The following is a 16,297-nucleotide window of genomic DNA, read 5'->3' as shown; positions in this document are numbered from 1 at the left end:
CTCAGGTCACAGCAAAGAGCGGAAATAAGCGGGGAGGCTCTCCCCGTTTGCATCGGTGTCCCCCTGAAGCGGGGAGCTGATCCCCGGTTACGAGTGGGGGTCGGCCGATCACCCACCGTCCGGAGAGAAGGGGCCGCAGCCGTGGAGACCGCCACCGACGCCACTGACGTCACGTGCGCCACCGACGCGCCTGGCGCCACGTGCGCCACCGAGGTCACCGCGCCGGCGGCCCGGCGCCGTACGCCGCGACCGCGGGCCGACGCGCTGCGCAACCGCGAGCGGATCATCGCGGCCGCACGTGAGCTGTTCGTCGAGTTCGGGCCGGACGTGCCGCTCGACGACGTCGCACGGCGTGCGGGCGTCGGCAACGCCACGCTCTACCGGAACTTCCCCGACCGCGCCGCCCTGACCCACGAGGTCGTGCTCGCGGTCACCTCCCGCACCACCGCGCGGGCCGAAGAGGCCACCGAGGCGGAGGCCGACCCGTTCGCCGCGCTCAGCCGTTTCGTGCACGCGGCCGCCGACGAACGGATCGGCGCCCTGTGCCCGATGCTCTCCGGCGTCTTCGACAAGGACCACCCCGACCTGCTCGCCGAGCGCGACCGCCTCGAAGCGGCGGTCGAGGGGCTCGTGTCGCGCGCCATGTCCGCGGGGCGGCTGCGTACCGACATCGCCGTCGGTGACGTACTCGTCGCCCTCTCCCAGCTCACCCGGCCGCTGCCCGGCATCGCCTGCCTGGACATCGACCGCTTCACCCACCGCCATCTGCAGCTGTTCCTGGACGGCCTGGAGGCCCCGGCCCGCTCCGTACTGCCCGGATCGGCGGCGACCCTGGAGAACCTGAGGCGCCGCGACTGACGCCTGGGCCCAGGCCCCGTAACCACCGTCCTCTTACGCTCACGCGCTCACCTCTTACGTTCACGCACTCATCTGTTACGTCACGCACGTACCGCATCCCTCACGCACGTACCGCACCACTCACGCACTCCATCACGCGTACGCCAGCACGTACCGGCGACTGACCTCGCGACGTCCTCGGCGCTCTCGCATGTCCCTAGGTGGCCACTCCCATGTCAAAAACCGCTGACGCCCCGCTGTCGAGAATCGCCGGCACCGGGCTCCCCGATCCCAGCCGCTGGAAGGCGCTCGCCTTCATCGCGCTCGCCCAGCTGATGGTCGTGCTCGACGCGACCATCGTGAACATCGCCCTGCCCTCCGCCCAGACCGACCTCGGCATCTCCGAGGGCAACAAGCAGTGGGTCATCACCGCCTACGCGCTCGCCTTCGGTGGCCTGCTCCTCTTCGGTGGCCGGATCGCCGACCTCTGGGGGCGCAAGCGCACCTTCGTCGTCGGGCTTATCGGCTTCGCGCTGGCCTCGGCGCTCGGCGGCGCCGCCCAGAACGAGGCGATGATGTTCGGCTCCCGGGCCCTGCAAGGTGTCTTCGGCGCCCTGCTCGCCCCGGCGGCCCTCTCGCTGCTCGCCGTGATGTTCACCGACGCCAAGGAGCGCGCCAAGGCCTTCGGTATCTACGGGGCCATCGCCGGTGGTGGTGGCGCGGTCGGGCTGATCCTCGGCGGCTTCCTCACCGAGTACCTGAACTGGCGCTGGACGTTCTTCGTCAACATCCCGTTCGCCGTCGTCGCCGCCGTGGGCGCGTACTTCGTCATCCGCGAGCCCTCCGGCACCCGTAACCGCTCGCCGCTCGACATCCCCGGCGTCGTGCTCTCCACGCTCGGCCTGGTCGCGCTGGTCTACGGCTTCACCCGCGCCGAGTCGGCCGGTTGGTCGGACGGGCTGACGATCACCATGTTCATCGCCGCCGCCGGACTGCTGCTGGCCTTCGTCGTGACCGAGTCGCGGGTGAAGTCGCCGCTGCTGCCGCTGCGCGTCCTGACCGAGCGCAACCGCGGCGGGGTCTACCTCTCGCTGGGGCTCGCGATCATCGCGATGTTCGGGCTGTTCCTCTTCCTGACGTACTACCTGCAGATCGTGAAGGGCTACTCGCCGGTCCGTACCGGCTTCGCCTTCCTCCCGATGATCGCGGGCATGATCACCGGCTCCACCCAGATCGGCACCCGGCTGATGACCCGCGTCCCGCCGAGGCTGCTCATGGGCCCCGGCTTCCTGGTCGCCGCCGTCGGCATGCTGCTCCTCACCCAGCTGGACCTGAACACCAGCTACGCGGCCGTCATCCTGCCCGGCATGCTGCTGCTCGGCCTCGGGATGGGTACGGCGTTCATGCCGGCCATGTCCCTGGCCACGTACGGCATCGAGCCGCGTGACGCGGGGGTCGCCTCCGCGATGGTCAACACCTCGCAGCAGGTCGGCGGCGCCATCGGCACCGCCCTGCTCAACACCATCGCGGCCGGTGCCACCACCGCGTACATCGCCGACAACGCGGCCCGTGCCACGGACCCGAAGCTCCTGGAGCTCCAGGCCATGGTGAGCGGCTTCACCAGCGCGATCTGGTGGGCGGTCGGCATCCTCGTGGCCGCCGCCGCGATCGCGGCCGTACTGATCAACACCGGCCGCCCGGGCACGGGGACCGGCGGCGTCTCCGGCGCCGACGCCGAGGGCGCGGAGGACGAGCTCCGGATCCCGGTGGTCGCGCACTGAGGCCACCGCCGCATGGGTCTGCCCCGGTTCCGCCGTACTGGCGGGGCCGGGGCAGACGTGTGTCCGTCCGGGAACTCAGCGGGGCCGGGGCAGGCGTGTGCGTGCGGGGCTCGGCGGAGCCGGGGCAGGCGTGTGTCCGTCCGAGGATTCAGCGGAGCCAGGGCAGATCCGCGTCCGGGCCGTCCGGTTCGAGCCCGTGGGCCAGGACCCGCATGATCTCGCCGAGGCTGCGCACCTGCTCGGGCGTGAGCCGGTCGAAGAGCGCCTGCCGTACGGCGTCGACATGGCCCGGCGCGGAACGCCCGAGCATCGCGTACCCCTCCTCGGTGAGCACCGCGTTCTGGCCGCGCTTGTCGGACGGGCACTCCTCCCGCCGTACCCAGCCGTTCTTCTCCAGCCGGGCGATGGCGTGCGAGAGCCGGGAGCGGGTGATCTTCACGTTCCTGGCGAGCTCGGTCATCCGCATCCGGCGGCGAGGGGCCTGGGAGAGCTGGACGAGCAGCCCGTAATAGGTGTGGGGCATGCCGGCGTCCCGCTGCAGCTGACGGTCGAGGTGGTCCTCCAGCAGCGTGGTGGCATGCAGATAGGCGCGCCAGACGTGCTGCTCCTCGTCGGTGAGCCAGCGTGTCGCGCCGGTGGATGCCGTGGTCATGTACTCCACTGTACGACCTTTTCTTGAAAGTTTAACTAGATAGGGCTAAGGTCTCCGGAGGTAGGAACTTGAAGGTTCAATAACCTGACCGGCGGGATTCCGTAGGACCCTTGAAGAACCATCCCCCGGGATCAGGGATTCATGATCGATGTCCAGTGTCCCGTGGAGAGGGAGACTCGTGGACAGGGAGTGGAGTGTCATGACTGTCACCGCCGGGCGCATGCCCGCCCTCTACCTCTCGCACGGCGCCCCGCCGCTCGCCGACGACCCGGTCTGGCCCGGCCAGCTCGCCGCCTGGTCGGCCACGCTGCCGCGCCCGCGCGCGATCCTCATGGTCTCCGCCCACTGGGAGGAGGCGCCGCTCGCGCTCGGCGCCGTCGCGCCCGTGCCGCTGGTCTACGACTTCTGGGGCTTCCCCGAGCACTACTACCGCGTGCGGTACGGAGCCCCCGGCGCCCCGCAGCTCGCCGACAGCGTCCGCAAGCTGCTGCGCGGCGCCGGTACGCCGGTCCAGGACATCCCGGACCGCGGCCTTGACCACGGGGCCTACGTCCCGCTGGTGGAGATGTTCCCGGACGCCGACATCCCCGTACTCCAGATCTCCATGCCGACGCTCGACCCGCAGAAGCTGATGGACATCGGGCGCAAACTCGCGCCGCTGCGGGACGAGGGCGTGCTGATCGTCGGCAGCGGCTTCTTCACCCACAACCTGGCCGCGCTGCGCCACCAGGGCGGCGGGGTCCCCGGCTGGTCGGCGGAGTTCGACGACTGGGGCGACCGCGCGCTGCGGGCCCAGGACGTCGACGCCCTGCTCGACTTCGAGCACACGTCCCCGGCCGGAAAGCTGGCCCACCCGCGCACCGAGCACTTCGCCCCGCTCTTCGTGACGCTCGGCGCCGCAGAGGAGGAGCTGGACCGGGGCCGGAGCGTCATCGACGGCTTCTGGATGGGCCTGGCCAAGCGCTCGGTGCAGTTCGGCTGAGGGGTACCGGCCGAGGGGCACCGGCTGCGGGTCGCCGAAGCGGCAGGTCGGCTGAGGGCGCCGGTCGCGAGCAACCCCGAGGCGATACGGGTCGTCTTCCGGGGTACACGCGAGATCGGAACGTTCCGGGCCGCCAGGGACGTTCTCCGTACGGAGGTGACGTGGCCCGTGGGTGTGGCTTCCCGTGAGCGCGACCTCACCCGAAACGGAGTCGCAGGCTCCCCGCCAGGGCTGCCGGGGTCTCCGCGCACCATGTCTGACCTGCGGTTACGTGGGTGTGTGGACCAGGTTTCGCCCGGTCGGCGCCGGACAGGGTACTGCATGATCGCGAAAATGAATGGGCGGCATGGGAATTCTGTCCGGATTCCAGTCGTTGTTTCCATCGGATGCAGGGCACCCGAAAGGGTGTCGCGACCTACTCAGCAAGGGAGCACGCATGGCAACCCGTGCCGTCGCCCGTCGTTCGTCCACCACCTCCGGTGGGACCGACCGGGCAAGCAGTGTTCGCGCCGTGGGCGGGGAAATCGCCGATCGCGACCTGGTCGGCATGTACCTGGACGAGATCGCTCGTACGCCGCTGCTCGACGCCGCCAAGGAAGTCGACCTCTCCCAGTCCATCGAGGCGGGCGTCTACGCCCAGCAGGTCCTCGACGGCGAGGTGGAGAGCGAGGCCGGTGGCGCGACGCGTGAGGAGCTGGAGGCGCTGGTCGCCGAGGGCGAGCGCGCCAAGGACATATTCATCCGTTCCAACCTCCGCCTCGTCGTTGCCGTGGCCCGCCGCTACCCGCGCGCGGGACTGCCCCTGCTCGACCTGATCCAGGAGGGCAACGCGGGTCTGGTCCGCGCGGTCGAGAAGTTCGACTACGCGAAGGGCTTCAAGTTCTCCACGTACGCGACGTGGTGGATCCGCCAGGCCATCACCCGGTCCATAGCCGACCAGTCCCGCACGATCCGGCTCCCCGTCCACCTGGTGGAGGAGCTCGGCCGGATCCGCCGGGTCCAGCGCGAGTTCAACCGGGAGAACGGACGCGATCCCGAGCACGCGGAGATCGCCGCCGAGCTCGACTCCAACGCCGAGCGCGTGGGCAACGTCCTGGACTGGGCCCGCGACCCGGTCAGCCTCAACATGTCGGTCGACGACAACGGCGACACCCAGTTCGGCGACCTGCTGGAGGACACCTCCGCGGTCTCGCCCGAGCAGTCGGTGATGACGCTCCTGCGCAGCGAGGAGCTGGAGGACCTGATCGGCAAGCTCGACAACAGGACCGCCTCCATCATCAAGATGAGGTACGGCATGGAGGACGGCCGCGAGCGGACGCTGACCGAGGTGGGCAAGCAGCACGGCCTGACGCGGGAGCGGATCCGCCAGATAGAGAAGCACGCCCTACTCGAATTGAAGCGAATGGCACACGACACGGGCTTTGACGCTGTGGCGTGAGCGGATAACCCGCTAGCCTCCCCATCAAGCCGGTCAACCCCGGCCGACCGACCGGATCGCTCCGGTCACCCGACCGGTTTCCTCCGGTCCCCGGAACTGAGTCCCGGCGCCCACCCCCCCCCGGCGCCGGGGCTCATCCATGTCCGGGGCTCATCCATGTCCCGGGGGCACGGAGCCGGGACCGTGCGCGGGTCCGGGGGCAGCCTTGGTCCACCGCCCGGCCGAGCCGCACCGGTCGCCTCCCGGCCAGTGCCGCACCGGTCATCGCCCGGCCGAGGCCGCCCGGGTCAGTCGGGCGCCGAGGCTCTCCATGTACGCCGCCAGCTCCGGCGGACCCTCCACGGTGAACTCGCACTCCACCAGCGCCAGCCGCAGCGCCACCCACTCCAGCGAGTCCGTGCACGAGGACCGCAACCGGCAGCCGGCCTCCTCCCCGTCCGACCCTGAACCGAGCCCCGGCCCCGAACCGAGCCCCGGCCCCGGCCCGGGCTCAGGCTCCGGCACCCCGAGCGTCGGCGGCAGCCGTGCCGCCACGAACTCCGCCGGCGCCGCGAACCGCACATCGAGCCGCAGCTCCGGCAGCCGGCTCGCCATCGACCGCGCGAAGTACCGCGCTGCGTCCTCCGCCCCGCCCTCGCCGCCCTCCACGGGCAGCGGCCGAGCCGTGAACCGGGCGCCCGTCGCGAACGGCTCCGAGACCCGGTCCACCCGGAACGTCCGCCAGTCCTCCCGCAGCAGGTCGTACGCCACCAGGTACCACCGCCGCCCGGTGCTCACCAGCCGGTACGGCTCGACCTGCCGCTTCGTCTCCGTACCGTCGCCACTGCGGTACGAGAACCTCAGCCGCTCCTGCCCGGTGGCCGCCGCCGCCAGCGTCGTCAGGGTCCGCGGATCGATGGTGGCCCCGTCGCCCCGCGTCAGCGGCACCGTGGCGTTCTGCAGCGCCGAGACCCGGTGCCGCAACCGCGACGGCAGCACCTGTTCCAGCTTCGCCAGCGCCCGTACGGAGGCCTCGTCGACACCCTCGATGGCGTGCCCGGCCCCGGCCCGCAGCCCGACCGCGATGGCGACCGCCTCCTCGTCGTCCAGCACGAGCGGCGGCAGGGCGGCGCCGGCGACCAGGCGGTAGCCGCCCACCGAACCGCGTGAGGCCTCGACCGGATAGCCCAGCTCCCGCAGCCGGTCGATGTCGCGGCGGATCGTGCGCGGACTGACGTCGAGCCGTTCGGCCAGCTCGCCGCCGGGCCACTCGCGCGGGGTCTGGAGGAGCGACAGCAGCTTCAGCAGTCGTGCCGGGGTATCGGTCATGGGATCCAGGATGCGCGGCCATCAGGTCACGATCAGTCCTAATGAACGAATAGCTTCTTCTCATGTCTTCTTCCGCAGCGCTGCCGGACCCGGCACCGAACACCGCACCGAGTACAGCGTCGAGCACCGCACCACCCTTGCCCGAACCCGCCGACCGGCGCCGCTGGTTCGCGCTCGCCATCGTGATGACCGCGGCCTTCATGGACCTCGTCGACGTCACGATCGTCAACATCGCCATCCCGAGCATCAGTCAGGACATGGAGGCCTCCGTCTCCGCGATCCAGTGGATCACCGCCGGATACGCGCTCGCGTTCGCGGCCGGACTGATCACCGGCGGCCGGCTCGGTGACATCTACGGGCGCAAGCGGCTCTTCCTCATCGGTATCGCCGGGTTCACGGTCGCCTCGGCCCTCTGCGGCCTCGCGCCCAACCCCGACATACTGGTCGCCGCCCGCATCCTCCAGGGTGCGACGGCGGCCCTGATGGTGCCCCAGGTGCTCTCGATCGTGCACGCCACCTTCCCGGCGCACGAGCGCGGCAAGGTCTTCGGCCTCTTCGGCGCGGTCGTCGGCCTCGGTGCGGTCTCCGGCCCGCTGCTGGGCGCGCTGCTCACGGAGTGGGACCTCTTCGGCCTCGGATGGCGGCCGATCTTCCTGATCAACCTGCTCGTCGGCATCGCAGGCCTGATCCTCGGCGCCAAGTTCATCACCGAGTCCAAGGCGCCCAGGGCCATGCGGCTGGACCTGATCGGCGTCGGCCTGGTCACCCTCGCCATGCTGATGCTCATCTACCCGCTCACCCGCGGGCACGAGCTGGACTGGCCGCTCTGGTGCTTCTTCTCGATGGCCGGCAGCCTCTTCGTCTTCGCGTTCCTGGTCCTGCACCAGCGGCAGAAGGCGGTCATCGACGGCTCGCCGCTGATCGAGCTCTCCCTGTTCCGGATCAAGAGCTTCGCCGCGGGCATCGCCGTGCAGCTCACGTTCGGCATCGGCCTGGGCATCTTCTTCCTGGTCTGGACGCTGTACATGCAGCTGGGCCTGGGCTGGAGCGTCCTGCGGGCCGGTACGACGGGCATCCCGTTCTCCGTCGCCGTCTCGGTGGCCGCCGGGATCTCCGTACAGAAGCTGGTGCCCCGCTTCGGCCGCAAGGTCCTCCAGGCGGGCGCGCTCCTGATGGTCGCCGGGCTGCTGACGTACCTCTGGGAGGCCGAGCACTACGGCCTCGCCATCACCTCCTGGCAGATGGCGGTTCCGCTGGTCGTCATGGGCGTCGGGATGGGGCTGATCGTGGCGCCGCTGACCGACGCGATCCTCTCCGAGGTCCCCAAGGAGCACGCGGGCTCGGCGTCCGGGCTGATCAACACCGTTCAGCAGATGGGCACTGCGCTCGGCCTCGGCCTGGTGTCGGTGGTCTTCTTCGGCGCGATCGGCGACCGGCTCGCCCCGCAGGAGGTCGGCCCGGCCTTCGTGGACGCCTTCCAGCAGTCGCTGTGGTGGGTGGCCGGAGTGCTCGGGGTGATTTTCCTGCTGATGTTCGCGCTGCCGTCACGGCCGAAGGCGCACGTGGAGGGCGAGGCGGCAGGGGACGGCCTCCTCGCCAAGGAGCCGGCACTGAAGGGCTGAGCGGCGGGGGTGGGCGGCGGCGGCCGAGGAGGCCCGCCGCCCGCCGCCAGGGCGCGGGCGCCCGGCCGGGCTCAGCAGATCCTCGTCCGGCTCTCCATCGCCGCCCGGGCCGCGTGCTCGTCCTCGTACACCTCGCACATGTGGCGGCCGTCCGGGGTCGCCGTGTGCTCGACCTCCCACAGGCTCGTCTCGCTGCCGTCCAGCAGCAGGAAGGCGTGCTCGTAGAGCGTGAACCCGGCCTCCTGTCCGTCCACTTGGCACTGGCGTCCGAAGATCTGGGTGATGTGGTGGGCGAAGGCGGACCGGAGCAGCCGCGCCTTCGCCTCGCCCGGCCGGTCGCCGTTCTCCGCGCGGCGCAGGACCCGGCGGGCGTGGTCGGCCGAGTTGTCGGGGGCGTACGTCCGGGGCGCGGGGGCCGGGGGAGCGGACATCAGGACCGTCAGGATCTCCAGCTCTCCGCGGCTCGCCTCGTCGCCGAAGACCGGGGTGTCCGAGAGGCTCCCGGCCAGCCGGGTGGCGGCGATATGGGCGTCGCCCTCGTCGGCGTAGAGCTCGTGGCGGTGGGGCTCCTGCTCGTCCCGGCCACCACTGTGCACCAGCTCCCACAGGGTCAGGTCGGAACCGTCGGTGAGGAGATAGGTGTGGCGGTAGGTCTCCCGGTGCAGCACGGGGCTGTGGTGCGACGAGTGCAGTGAACTGCTGTGCGCCAGCGCCGAACCGAGCAGGTCGACCGTGTCGTCGGGCAGGTCGAAAGAGTTGAGGGCGCGTCGCAGGAGTCGGTCGAGGTGCTGCTCGGTTGTCTCGTACGGATCGCTCAAGGTGCTGTCTCCAGGCCGTCGCCGCGTGTTACTTGATGCGTGCTTAACGTAGTCCCTGGGTCTGACATCGTGACCGGGGTTCGTAAAAACGTAAGGCGCCTGAGATAAGTTCCCCGTCTGTTCCCGGCGCATTTCGGGCGGTTGGGGGTGAACTCCCTTGCCCCGGTTGCGAGTCGGGCGCCCGCGCGCCCCTTCGCCCCGGCCGCGCGCCCCCTGCCTCCCTACCGCTCCCCGTACAGATCGGCGTAGGCGAGGAACGTGCCGCCGGCCCCGTGGGCGCTCCGGGCCGCGCGCACCGCCTTCACGATCGCGCGGGCCAGCACGTCCGCGCCCGCCGCGAGGATCTCGTTGACCGCGACCGGGTTCTCCGCAGCCACCGGAACCCGGCCCGTGGCCAGCGTGAACACGGTGTCGCCGTCGGTCAGCAGATGGACCGGGCGCACCGCGCGGGCCATGCCGTCGTGCGCGGTGCCCGCCAGCTTCTGCGCCTGGGCCCTGGTGAGATCCGCGTCCGTCGCGACGACCGCGATCGTGGTGTTGAACGGCGGCGCCCCGCCCCCGGCCGCCTCCGCCGCCTCCGCCGCCTCCCGCTCCCGCGCCAGCCGCCGTACCGCCTCCGCATGCGTCGAGTCCGCCGGGTACGCGGGCGGCTCCCCCGTCCCGTACTCCCCGAACAGCACCCCGGTACGGGGATCGAGCACCGAACCCGCCGCGTTCACCGCGACCAGGGCGGCGACGGTGACCCCGGAAGCCAGCCGCACGCTCGCCGTGCCGATGCCGCCCTTGAGCTGCCCGGCCACCGCACCCGTACCCGCGCCCACGCTCCCCTCCGCCACCGGCGTCCCCGGCTCGGAAGCGGCCGCCGCCTCCACCGCGGCCCGCCCGGTCGACGCGTCGGGCCGGGCCCGCCAGTCGCCGCCGCGGCCGAGGTCGAAGAGGGCGGCCGCCGGAACGACCGGCACCACCTGTCCGGGCTGCGCGCCGACCCGGACGCCCCGGCCCTGCTCCTCCAGCCAGGCCACCACGCCGGACGCGGCGTCGAGCCCGTACGCGCTGCCGCCCGTGAGCACGATCGCGTCAACCCGTTGCACCAGGTTGCGCGGGTCCAGCGCATCCGTCTCCCGGGTCCCCGGCCCGCCACCCCGCACATCCACGGCCGCCACCGCCCCGCCCTCCGGCGCCAGCACCACGGTCGTCCCGCTCAACGCCCCGACCCCGTCCACCTGCGCATGCCCCACCCGGACCCCGGCCACATCCGTCAACGCATCCAGCAACGGCGCCGCGCCCCGCGACAACGCGGTCCGCTCCGACAACGGCGGCGCTCCCTCCGGCACCGGCGGCGCTCCCTCCGGCAGCGGCGGGCGCGGGTCCTCGGCGGCGGTCATCGGGCACTCCTCGGCTCGGCGGCCGACGCCCCCGGCCGGGCGCGGCCTCGTCCACGTACGCTCCGAACGTACCGGCGCCACCTGGGCCTGTCCCCTGCGCCTGTCCGGGCGACCCGCTCACCCTCTTACCGCCCAAAACGGGTCCAATTGCCGTAAACGGTCCTACGGTGGCCGGGTGACCGAGCCGCCAGAAGCCTCCGCCGCCCCCGCCGCAGCCGACCCGGGTCCCCCTGGCGACCACCCGGACACACGCCCGGGCAACCCCGCGAGCGCGGCCCCCGCCACCGGCCCCCGCTCCGTCACCGCCCGCGCGACCCTGGCCGGAGCGGTGGTCTCCGCCCTCCTGATCGTCGCGATCGTCCTCGGCAGCCGCATGCTGCGCAACTTCGACTCGGCGCTCCTCCCGTACGCCGTCGCCACGGTCTTCCTCGCCTTCGGTGTCGCCTACCGCTACACGGTCTGGATCTCCGCCCCCGGCGCCCGACGCCTCTTCAAACAGGGCTGGCGCAGCCTCTTCTCGTACGAGAACTTCCGCCAGGCCCCCACCGCCCTGCCGAAGATGATCGCCACCTACCTCGGCTTCCAGAAGTTCCTCGGCGCCCGGTCCCACGCCCGCTGGGCCGCACACCAGCTGATCTTCTGGGGCTGCGTCCTCGCCGCGCTGATCACCTTCCCGCTCACCTGGGGCTGGTTCACCTTCACCTCCGGCAGCGGCTCAGGGCCCGGCTACGAGATGCGGATCTGGGGCATCAAGGTCCTCGGCTTCGACTCGCTCTCCGTCCTCGGCTGGCTGATGTTCCACGGCCTCGACATCGCCGCCGTGCTCGTCATCCCCGGCGCCTCGTACTTCCTGTGGCGCCGGATGAAGGACCGAGGCGCCTCGACCGGCCAGCGCTTCGCCTACGACCTGGTGCCGCTGATCGCGCTGATCGTCATCTCCGTGACCGGGCTGCTGCTCACCTTCTCCTCGATCTTCCTGCACGGCGGCGGCTACCAGTTCCTGGCGATCCTCCACATGGTCTCGGTGGTCTTCACGCTCATCTACATCCCGTTCGGCAAGTTCTTCCACATCGTCCAGCGCCCGGCCGCGGTCGGGATGCAGCTGTTCAAGTACACCGGACGCCAGGACGACAAGGTCTTCGCCTGCCGCCGCTGCGAGGAACCCATCGACACCGGCCCGTACGTCGAGAACCTGCGCGGCACCATGCGCGACCTCAGCCTCGACTTCGACGCCTGGGCCGAGTACTGCCCGCGCTGCAAGCGGGTGCTGCGCGGCAGCGCCTACCTCTCCCATGTGAAGAAGGGCTTCAAGTGACCGCGGAACCGCGAGCCGCCGCCGACCGCTGCACCTTCATCCCGCTCGACCCCTCCCTCGCCCCGCCCGGCACCCGCGCCTTCCGCGATGCCGGCGGTATCCCGGCCGACCAATGGCACGCCGACCAGAACGGCGAGACGCTCGTCCCCACGCACTGCTGCTTCTGCGGCGTCCAGTGCGGGATGTATCTGCGGGTGGACCGCGGCGGCAAGGTCTTCGGCGTCGAACCCCGCAACCACGACATCAACCGGATGCGGCTCTGCCCCAAGGGCATCAACGCCTACCAGCAGGTCAACCACCCCGACCGGCTCACCGCCCCGCTCATGCGCCGCTCCCGCGACGAGGAGTTCCGCGAGGTCTCCTGGGAGGAGGCGCTCGACTTCACCGTCGCCGAGGTCAAGCGCATCCAGCAGACGTACGGCAACGACGCCTTCGGGCTGCTCGGCGGCGCCAGCCTCTTCTCCGAGAAGACGTATCTGGTCGGCAAGTTCGCCCGGGTCGCCCTCAAGTCCCGGCACGTCGACTACAACGGCCGCCTCTGCATGGTCAGCGCGGCGGGCGCCAACAAGCTCGCCTTCGGCATCGACCGGGCCGGCAACCCCTTCTCCGACATCCTCCTCACCGACTGCCTCCTCATCGCCGGATCCAACGTCGGCGAGTGCTTCCCCGTGATGACCCAGTACGTCTGGGGAGCCCGGGACCGCGGGGCCAGCCTCATCGTCATCGACCCGCGCGAGACCGCCATCGCCCGGACCGCCGACATCCACGTCGCCCTCAAGCCCGGCACCGACTCGGCCTTCTTCACCTCCGTACTGAACGTCGTCATCGCCGAAGGGCTCACCGACGAGAACTACCTCGCCGCCCACGCCACCGGCTGGGAGGAGGTCAAGGCCAAGGCCGCCGAGTATCCGCCGTCCCGCGCCGCCAAGATCTGCGGCATCCCCGCCGAGCAGATCGTCCAGGTCGCCCGCACCTTCGCCCGCGCGCCGAAGGCCATGGCCTGGCACGCCCGGGGCATCGAACACCACTCGCAGGGCGTCGAGAACTGCCTCTCCGTGATCAGCCTCTGCGCCGCCACCGGCCACATCGGCAAGCCCGGCGCCGGCTACGGCACCATCACCGGCCAGGGCAACGGGCAGGGCGGCCGCGAGCACGGCCAGAAGTCCGACCTCCTGCCGGGCGGACGCTCCATCACCAACCCCGAGCACCGCCGTCAGATCTGCGAGATCTGGGGCATCGCGGAGTCCGAACTCCCGCCCGCCGGGACCTCCATGATGGAGATGGTCTGGCAGATGCAGCGCCACGAGATCCGTGGCCTGATCGGCATCTGCAACAACCCCTTCGTCTCCCTGCCCAACTACCAGGTGGTCAAGGAGGGGTACGACGCCACCGAGTTCCACGCCCAGTTCGACTTCTTCCTCTCCGAGACCGCCGCCAACGCGCATGTCGTCTTCCCCGTCACCACCTGGGCCGAGGACGAAGGGGTGATGGCCAACGCCGAGGCCCGCGTGGTCAAGCACAACAAGGCCCAGGACCCGCCCCCCGGCGTCCGCACCGACACCTGGGTGATGTGCGAACTGGCCCGCCGCCTCGGCGTTGGCGACAAGTTCGACTTCCCGGACTCCCGGTCGGTCTTCGAGGAACTGCGCACCGCCTCCGCCGGCACCGTCAACGACTACTACGGCATCACCTACGAGCGGCTTGAGGAGACCGGCGGCATCGCCTGGCCCTGCCCCACCACCGACCACCCCGGCACCCCGCGCCTCTTCGAGGACGGGAAGACCTATCACCCCGACGGCAAGATCCACCTCCAGGTCGTCGAGTGGCACCCGCCGATGGACCCGTACGACGACGAGCACCCCATGTCGCTCACCACCGGCCGGACCGTGGCCCACTTCCTCTCCGGCAACCAGACCCGCAGGCTCGGCGCCCTCGTGGAGCAGACCCCGCGCCCCTGGGCCGAGATCCACTCCTCCCACGGCTTCCGCAACGGCGAGCCCGTACGGATCGTCACCCGGCGCGGCAGCGAGGTCTTCCCCGCCCTGGTCACCGAGGCGATCCGCCCGGACACCGTCTTCGTCCCCTACCACTGGCCCGTCCCGACCGCGGCCAACGCCCTCACCATCGACGCGCTCGACCCGCGCTCGAAGATCCCCGAGTACAAGGTGTGCGCCTGCCGGATCGAGCACGCCGACCGGATCGACGAGGTCCCCGCGCCGCCGGTCGCTCCCGGCCATGTCGCCTACCCGGAGATCCAGGTCTCCCGTACCGACCCGCTGCCGCCCACGTCCCCGCAGGGCCGTGGCACCTCGGAGAGGAGCTGATCCCCCATGATGGGCCGCACGATCTTCATCGACCCGGGGCGCTGCATCGGCTGCCAGGCCTGTGTCTCCGCCTGCCGCGAATGCGACTCGCACCGCGGCAAATCGATGATCCATCTCGACTACACCGACGAGGGCCACTCCGTCGCCTCCCTTCCGACCGTCTGTATGCACTGCGAGGACCCGGTCGCGCCCTGCGCCGAGGTCTGTCCCGCCGACGCGATCCTGGTGACCGCCGACGGGGTGGTGCAGCAGGCCGACACCACCCGCTGCATCGGCTGTGCCAACTGCGTCAACGCCTGCCCCTTCGGCGTACCGAAGATCGACCTCGGCGCCAAGCTCCAGCTCAAGTGCAACCTCTGCTACGACCGCACCGCCTACGGCCTCGCCCCCATGTGCGCCACCGTCTGCCCGACCGGAGCGCTCTTCTACGGAACCGTCGAGGAGCTCCAGGCCGAGCGCCCCGGTGTCCAGGTCGCCGACACCTTCGTCTTCGGCGAGACCGAGGTCCGCACCGGCGTGGCCATGGTCGTCCCCGCCGAGAAGGTGCAGTGGCCGGTCCCCGGCGGGCTGCCCGTCGTCGAGATCAACGGGAAGGACGTCCGCCGATGAGCGTCACCGAACAGCAGCCGGGCGGCGACCACCCGGCCGGAGGAGACCCGCGCGAGGCGCTCCACGACCGGATCGCCGCCGACTCCCTCACCACTCGGCGCGACTACCTCCGGATCGTCACCACCGTCTCCGGCGGCCTCGCCGTCGGCGGCATCGGCGTGGCCGCGGGCATCCTGCACCGCCACGGCGACGACGAGGACGGCAAGGCCCCGGAGGCCAAACGTATCGCCCAGCGGCTCCCGCCCGGTGAGTCCATCGCCTTCCGCTACCCGGGCGAGGAGGACCGGGCCGTCGCCGTCCGGCTCGACGACGGCACCCTCGTCGGCTACTCCGCCGTCTGCACCCACCTCGCCTGCGCCGTCCTGTGGCGCAAGGACCGGGGCCGGGAGGGCGAGCTGTACTGTCCCTGCCACGAAGGCGTCTTCGACGCCCGCTCCGGCGAGGTCACCGCCGGACCGCCGCCACGCGGGCTGCCGAAGGTCGTGGTCATCGAGGAGACCGACGGCAGCATCTGGGCCGTCGGGACGACCCGCTCCGGCGAGAGCGTCGAGGAGGGACTCTGCCGCCAGCTCGGCGGCGAACGCCCCGACCTCGCCGCCCGCATCGGCTGCCCCGACATCGGCTCCGGCGCCGAATCCCCGCCGCGGGCCGCGGGCGCCCGACCCTCGGCCCGCGCCGCGAGGCCCGGCACCGGGGGCGCCGGTGCGCCGGCCGCCCCGAGCCGCCCCGGCGCTTCCACCACCTCCGGCCCCACCGAGACCCCCGGCAGGCGGGCATGACCGACGCCCCGCACCCCGAGCAGCCGCTGCCGCCGCCGGGCAGCCACTATCCGACGTACCACCCGGGCAGCGCCGACCCCGCGCTGAACCGGCCCGTCCATGAGCGGTATCCGCAGATCCGCCCCACCAGCGGCTACGGAGACCCGCGCGTCCGCCACACCGGGCCCGGGCCCGGCGCCGGCACCGACCAGGAGCCCGAGCGCTCCTCCAAGCTGACCGCCCGCCTCGCCCTGGCGATGACCGTGGTCGTCGGCCAGCTCTGGGGCCTGACGGTGCTGGTCGACGAGTGGATGGAGGGCAACACCGGGACGGCCTGGTGGGGCGCCGGCTTCCTGTGCCTGTCGTTCCTCGCCGTGCTCGGTCTCTGGCTGATCGACCCGAAGGACCGCTGACGGCCGCCCGGCCCGGAAGCCGGACGCGGCCTGCCGGAGGATCTGCCCGGTCCAC

At 71.4% G+C, this 16,297-nt stretch carries 14 protein-coding genes; 10 read left to right on the top strand and 4 right to left on the bottom strand.

Features of this window, described 5'->3' with window-relative positions; genetic code table 11:
- Positions 1-141: 141 nt before the first annotated feature.
- Complete coding sequence (locus ACIRR8_RS25765; RefSeq protein WP_404069138.1) at positions 142-858, top strand: TetR/AcrR family transcriptional regulator; 717 nt, start codon at positions 142-144, stop codon at positions 856-858.
- A gap of 212 nt (positions 859-1,070) precedes the next feature.
- The gene (locus ACIRR8_RS25760; RefSeq protein WP_404069136.1) at positions 1,071-2,618 is read left to right on the top strand and encodes an MFS transporter; all 1,548 of its coding nucleotides are present in this window, start codon (positions 1,071-1,073) and stop codon (positions 2,616-2,618) included.
- Between the two features lie 148 nt (positions 2,619-2,766).
- On the opposite strand, the gene ACIRR8_RS25755 is transcribed toward ACIRR8_RS25760, so the two are convergent.
- Complete coding sequence (locus ACIRR8_RS25755; RefSeq protein ID WP_404069134.1) at positions 2,767-3,279, bottom strand: MarR family winged helix-turn-helix transcriptional regulator; 513 nt, start codon at positions 3,277-3,279, stop codon at positions 2,767-2,769.
- A gap of 190 nt (positions 3,280-3,469) precedes the next feature.
- Between ACIRR8_RS25755 and ACIRR8_RS25750 the strand changes: the two genes are divergently transcribed.
- Both ACIRR8_RS25750 and ACIRR8_RS25745 read left to right on the top strand, forming a co-directional pair.
- Positions 3,470-4,252 carry a dioxygenase gene (locus ACIRR8_RS25750; protein WP_404069132.1) on the top strand — a complete coding sequence of 261 codons (783 nt, stop codon included), beginning with the start codon at positions 3,470-3,472 and terminating at the stop codon, positions 4,250-4,252.
- Between the two features lie 436 nt (positions 4,253-4,688).
- The gene (locus ACIRR8_RS25745) at positions 4,689-5,690 is read left to right on the top strand and encodes an RNA polymerase sigma factor RpoD/SigA (protein ID WP_404069130.1); all 1,002 of its coding nucleotides are present in this window, start codon (positions 4,689-4,691) and stop codon (positions 5,688-5,690) included.
- A gap of 261 nt (positions 5,691-5,951) precedes the next feature.
- Here the strand turns inward: ACIRR8_RS25745 and ACIRR8_RS25740 are convergent, their stop codons facing one another.
- Entirely contained in the window at positions 5,952-6,998 is a 1,047-nt protein-coding gene (locus ACIRR8_RS25740; protein WP_404069128.1) for a helix-turn-helix transcriptional regulator, read from the bottom strand.
- A gap of 62 nt (positions 6,999-7,060) precedes the next feature.
- Between ACIRR8_RS25740 and ACIRR8_RS25735 the strand changes: the two genes are divergently transcribed.
- A complete protein-coding gene (locus ACIRR8_RS25735) occupies positions 7,061-8,620 on the top strand; it encodes an MFS transporter (RefSeq protein ID WP_404069126.1) in 1,560 nt (519 codons plus the stop codon).
- Between the two features lie 71 nt (positions 8,621-8,691).
- Here the strand turns inward: ACIRR8_RS25735 and ACIRR8_RS25730 are convergent, their stop codons facing one another.
- Both ACIRR8_RS25730 and ACIRR8_RS25725 read right to left on the bottom strand, forming a co-directional pair.
- Entirely contained in the window at positions 8,692-9,438 is a 747-nt protein-coding gene (locus tag ACIRR8_RS25730; RefSeq protein ID WP_404069124.1) for a DUF6227 family protein, read from the bottom strand.
- A gap of 221 nt (positions 9,439-9,659) precedes the next feature.
- The gene (locus ACIRR8_RS25725) at positions 9,660-10,823 is read right to left on the bottom strand and encodes a P1 family peptidase (RefSeq protein WP_404069122.1); all 1,164 of its coding nucleotides are present in this window, start codon (positions 10,821-10,823) and stop codon (positions 9,660-9,662) included.
- A gap of 175 nt (positions 10,824-10,998) precedes the next feature.
- Here ACIRR8_RS25725 and ACIRR8_RS25720 point away from each other — a divergent pair, with 175 nt between their 5' ends.
- Genes ACIRR8_RS25720 through ACIRR8_RS25700 form a run of 5 tightly spaced genes read left to right on the top strand, consistent with a single transcriptional unit; the run spans position 10,999 to position 16,242 of the window.
- A complete protein-coding gene (locus tag ACIRR8_RS25720) occupies positions 10,999-12,138 on the top strand; it encodes an MFS transporter (protein WP_404069120.1) in 1,140 nt (379 codons plus the stop codon).
- Positions 12,135-14,462 carry a molybdopterin oxidoreductase family protein gene (locus tag ACIRR8_RS25715; protein ID WP_404069118.1) on the top strand — a complete coding sequence of 776 codons (2,328 nt, stop codon included), beginning with the start codon at positions 12,135-12,137 and terminating at the stop codon, positions 14,460-14,462. The genes ACIRR8_RS25720 and ACIRR8_RS25715 overlap by 4 nt, the downstream gene beginning before the upstream one ends.
- Positions 14,463-14,468: 6 nt before the next feature.
- Complete coding sequence (locus ACIRR8_RS25710; RefSeq protein WP_015609150.1) at positions 14,469-15,071, top strand: 4Fe-4S dicluster domain-containing protein; 603 nt, start codon at positions 14,469-14,471, stop codon at positions 15,069-15,071.
- Positions 15,068-15,850 carry a ubiquinol-cytochrome c reductase iron-sulfur subunit gene (locus ACIRR8_RS25705; protein ID WP_404069116.1) on the top strand — a complete coding sequence of 261 codons (783 nt, stop codon included), beginning with the start codon at positions 15,068-15,070 and terminating at the stop codon, positions 15,848-15,850. Before ACIRR8_RS25710 ends, ACIRR8_RS25705 begins: the two co-directional genes overlap by 4 nt.
- On the top strand, positions 15,847-16,242 hold the full coding sequence (locus ACIRR8_RS25700) for a hypothetical protein (protein WP_404069114.1): 396 nt from the start codon (positions 15,847-15,849) through the stop codon (positions 16,240-16,242). The genes ACIRR8_RS25705 and ACIRR8_RS25700 overlap by 4 nt, the downstream gene beginning before the upstream one ends.
- Positions 16,243-16,297: the final 55 nt, after the last annotated feature.

Source organism: Streptomyces sp. NPDC101178 (assembly GCF_044767965.1).
Taxonomy (GTDB): domain Bacteria; phylum Actinomycetota; class Actinomycetes; order Streptomycetales; family Streptomycetaceae; genus Streptomyces.
This window is presented reverse-complemented; position numbering and strand designations above follow the sequence as displayed.

Coding starts and splice junctions, on each gene's coding strand:
- ACIRR8_RS25735 (WP_404069126.1), top strand. CDS start 7,061: ATGTCTTCTTCCGCAGCGCTGCCGGACCCGGCACCGAACACCGCACCG.
- ACIRR8_RS25725 (WP_404069122.1), bottom strand. CDS start 10,823: ATGACCGCCGCCGAGGACCCGCGCCCGCCGCTGCCGGAGGGAGCGCCG.
- ACIRR8_RS25700 (WP_404069114.1), top strand. CDS start 15,847: ATGACCGACGCCCCGCACCCCGAGCAGCCGCTGCCGCCGCCGGGCAGC.
- ACIRR8_RS25710 (WP_015609150.1), top strand. CDS start 14,469: ATGATGGGCCGCACGATCTTCATCGACCCGGGGCGCTGCATCGGCTGC.
- ACIRR8_RS25745 (WP_404069130.1), top strand. CDS start 4,689: ATGGCAACCCGTGCCGTCGCCCGTCGTTCGTCCACCACCTCCGGTGGG.
- ACIRR8_RS25760 (WP_404069136.1), top strand. CDS start 1,071: ATGTCAAAAACCGCTGACGCCCCGCTGTCGAGAATCGCCGGCACCGGG.
- ACIRR8_RS25750 (WP_404069132.1), top strand. CDS start 3,470: ATGACTGTCACCGCCGGGCGCATGCCCGCCCTCTACCTCTCGCACGGC.
- ACIRR8_RS25705 (WP_404069116.1), top strand. CDS start 15,068: ATGAGCGTCACCGAACAGCAGCCGGGCGGCGACCACCCGGCCGGAGGA.
- ACIRR8_RS25740 (WP_404069128.1), bottom strand. CDS start 6,998: ATGACCGATACCCCGGCACGACTGCTGAAGCTGCTGTCGCTCCTCCAG.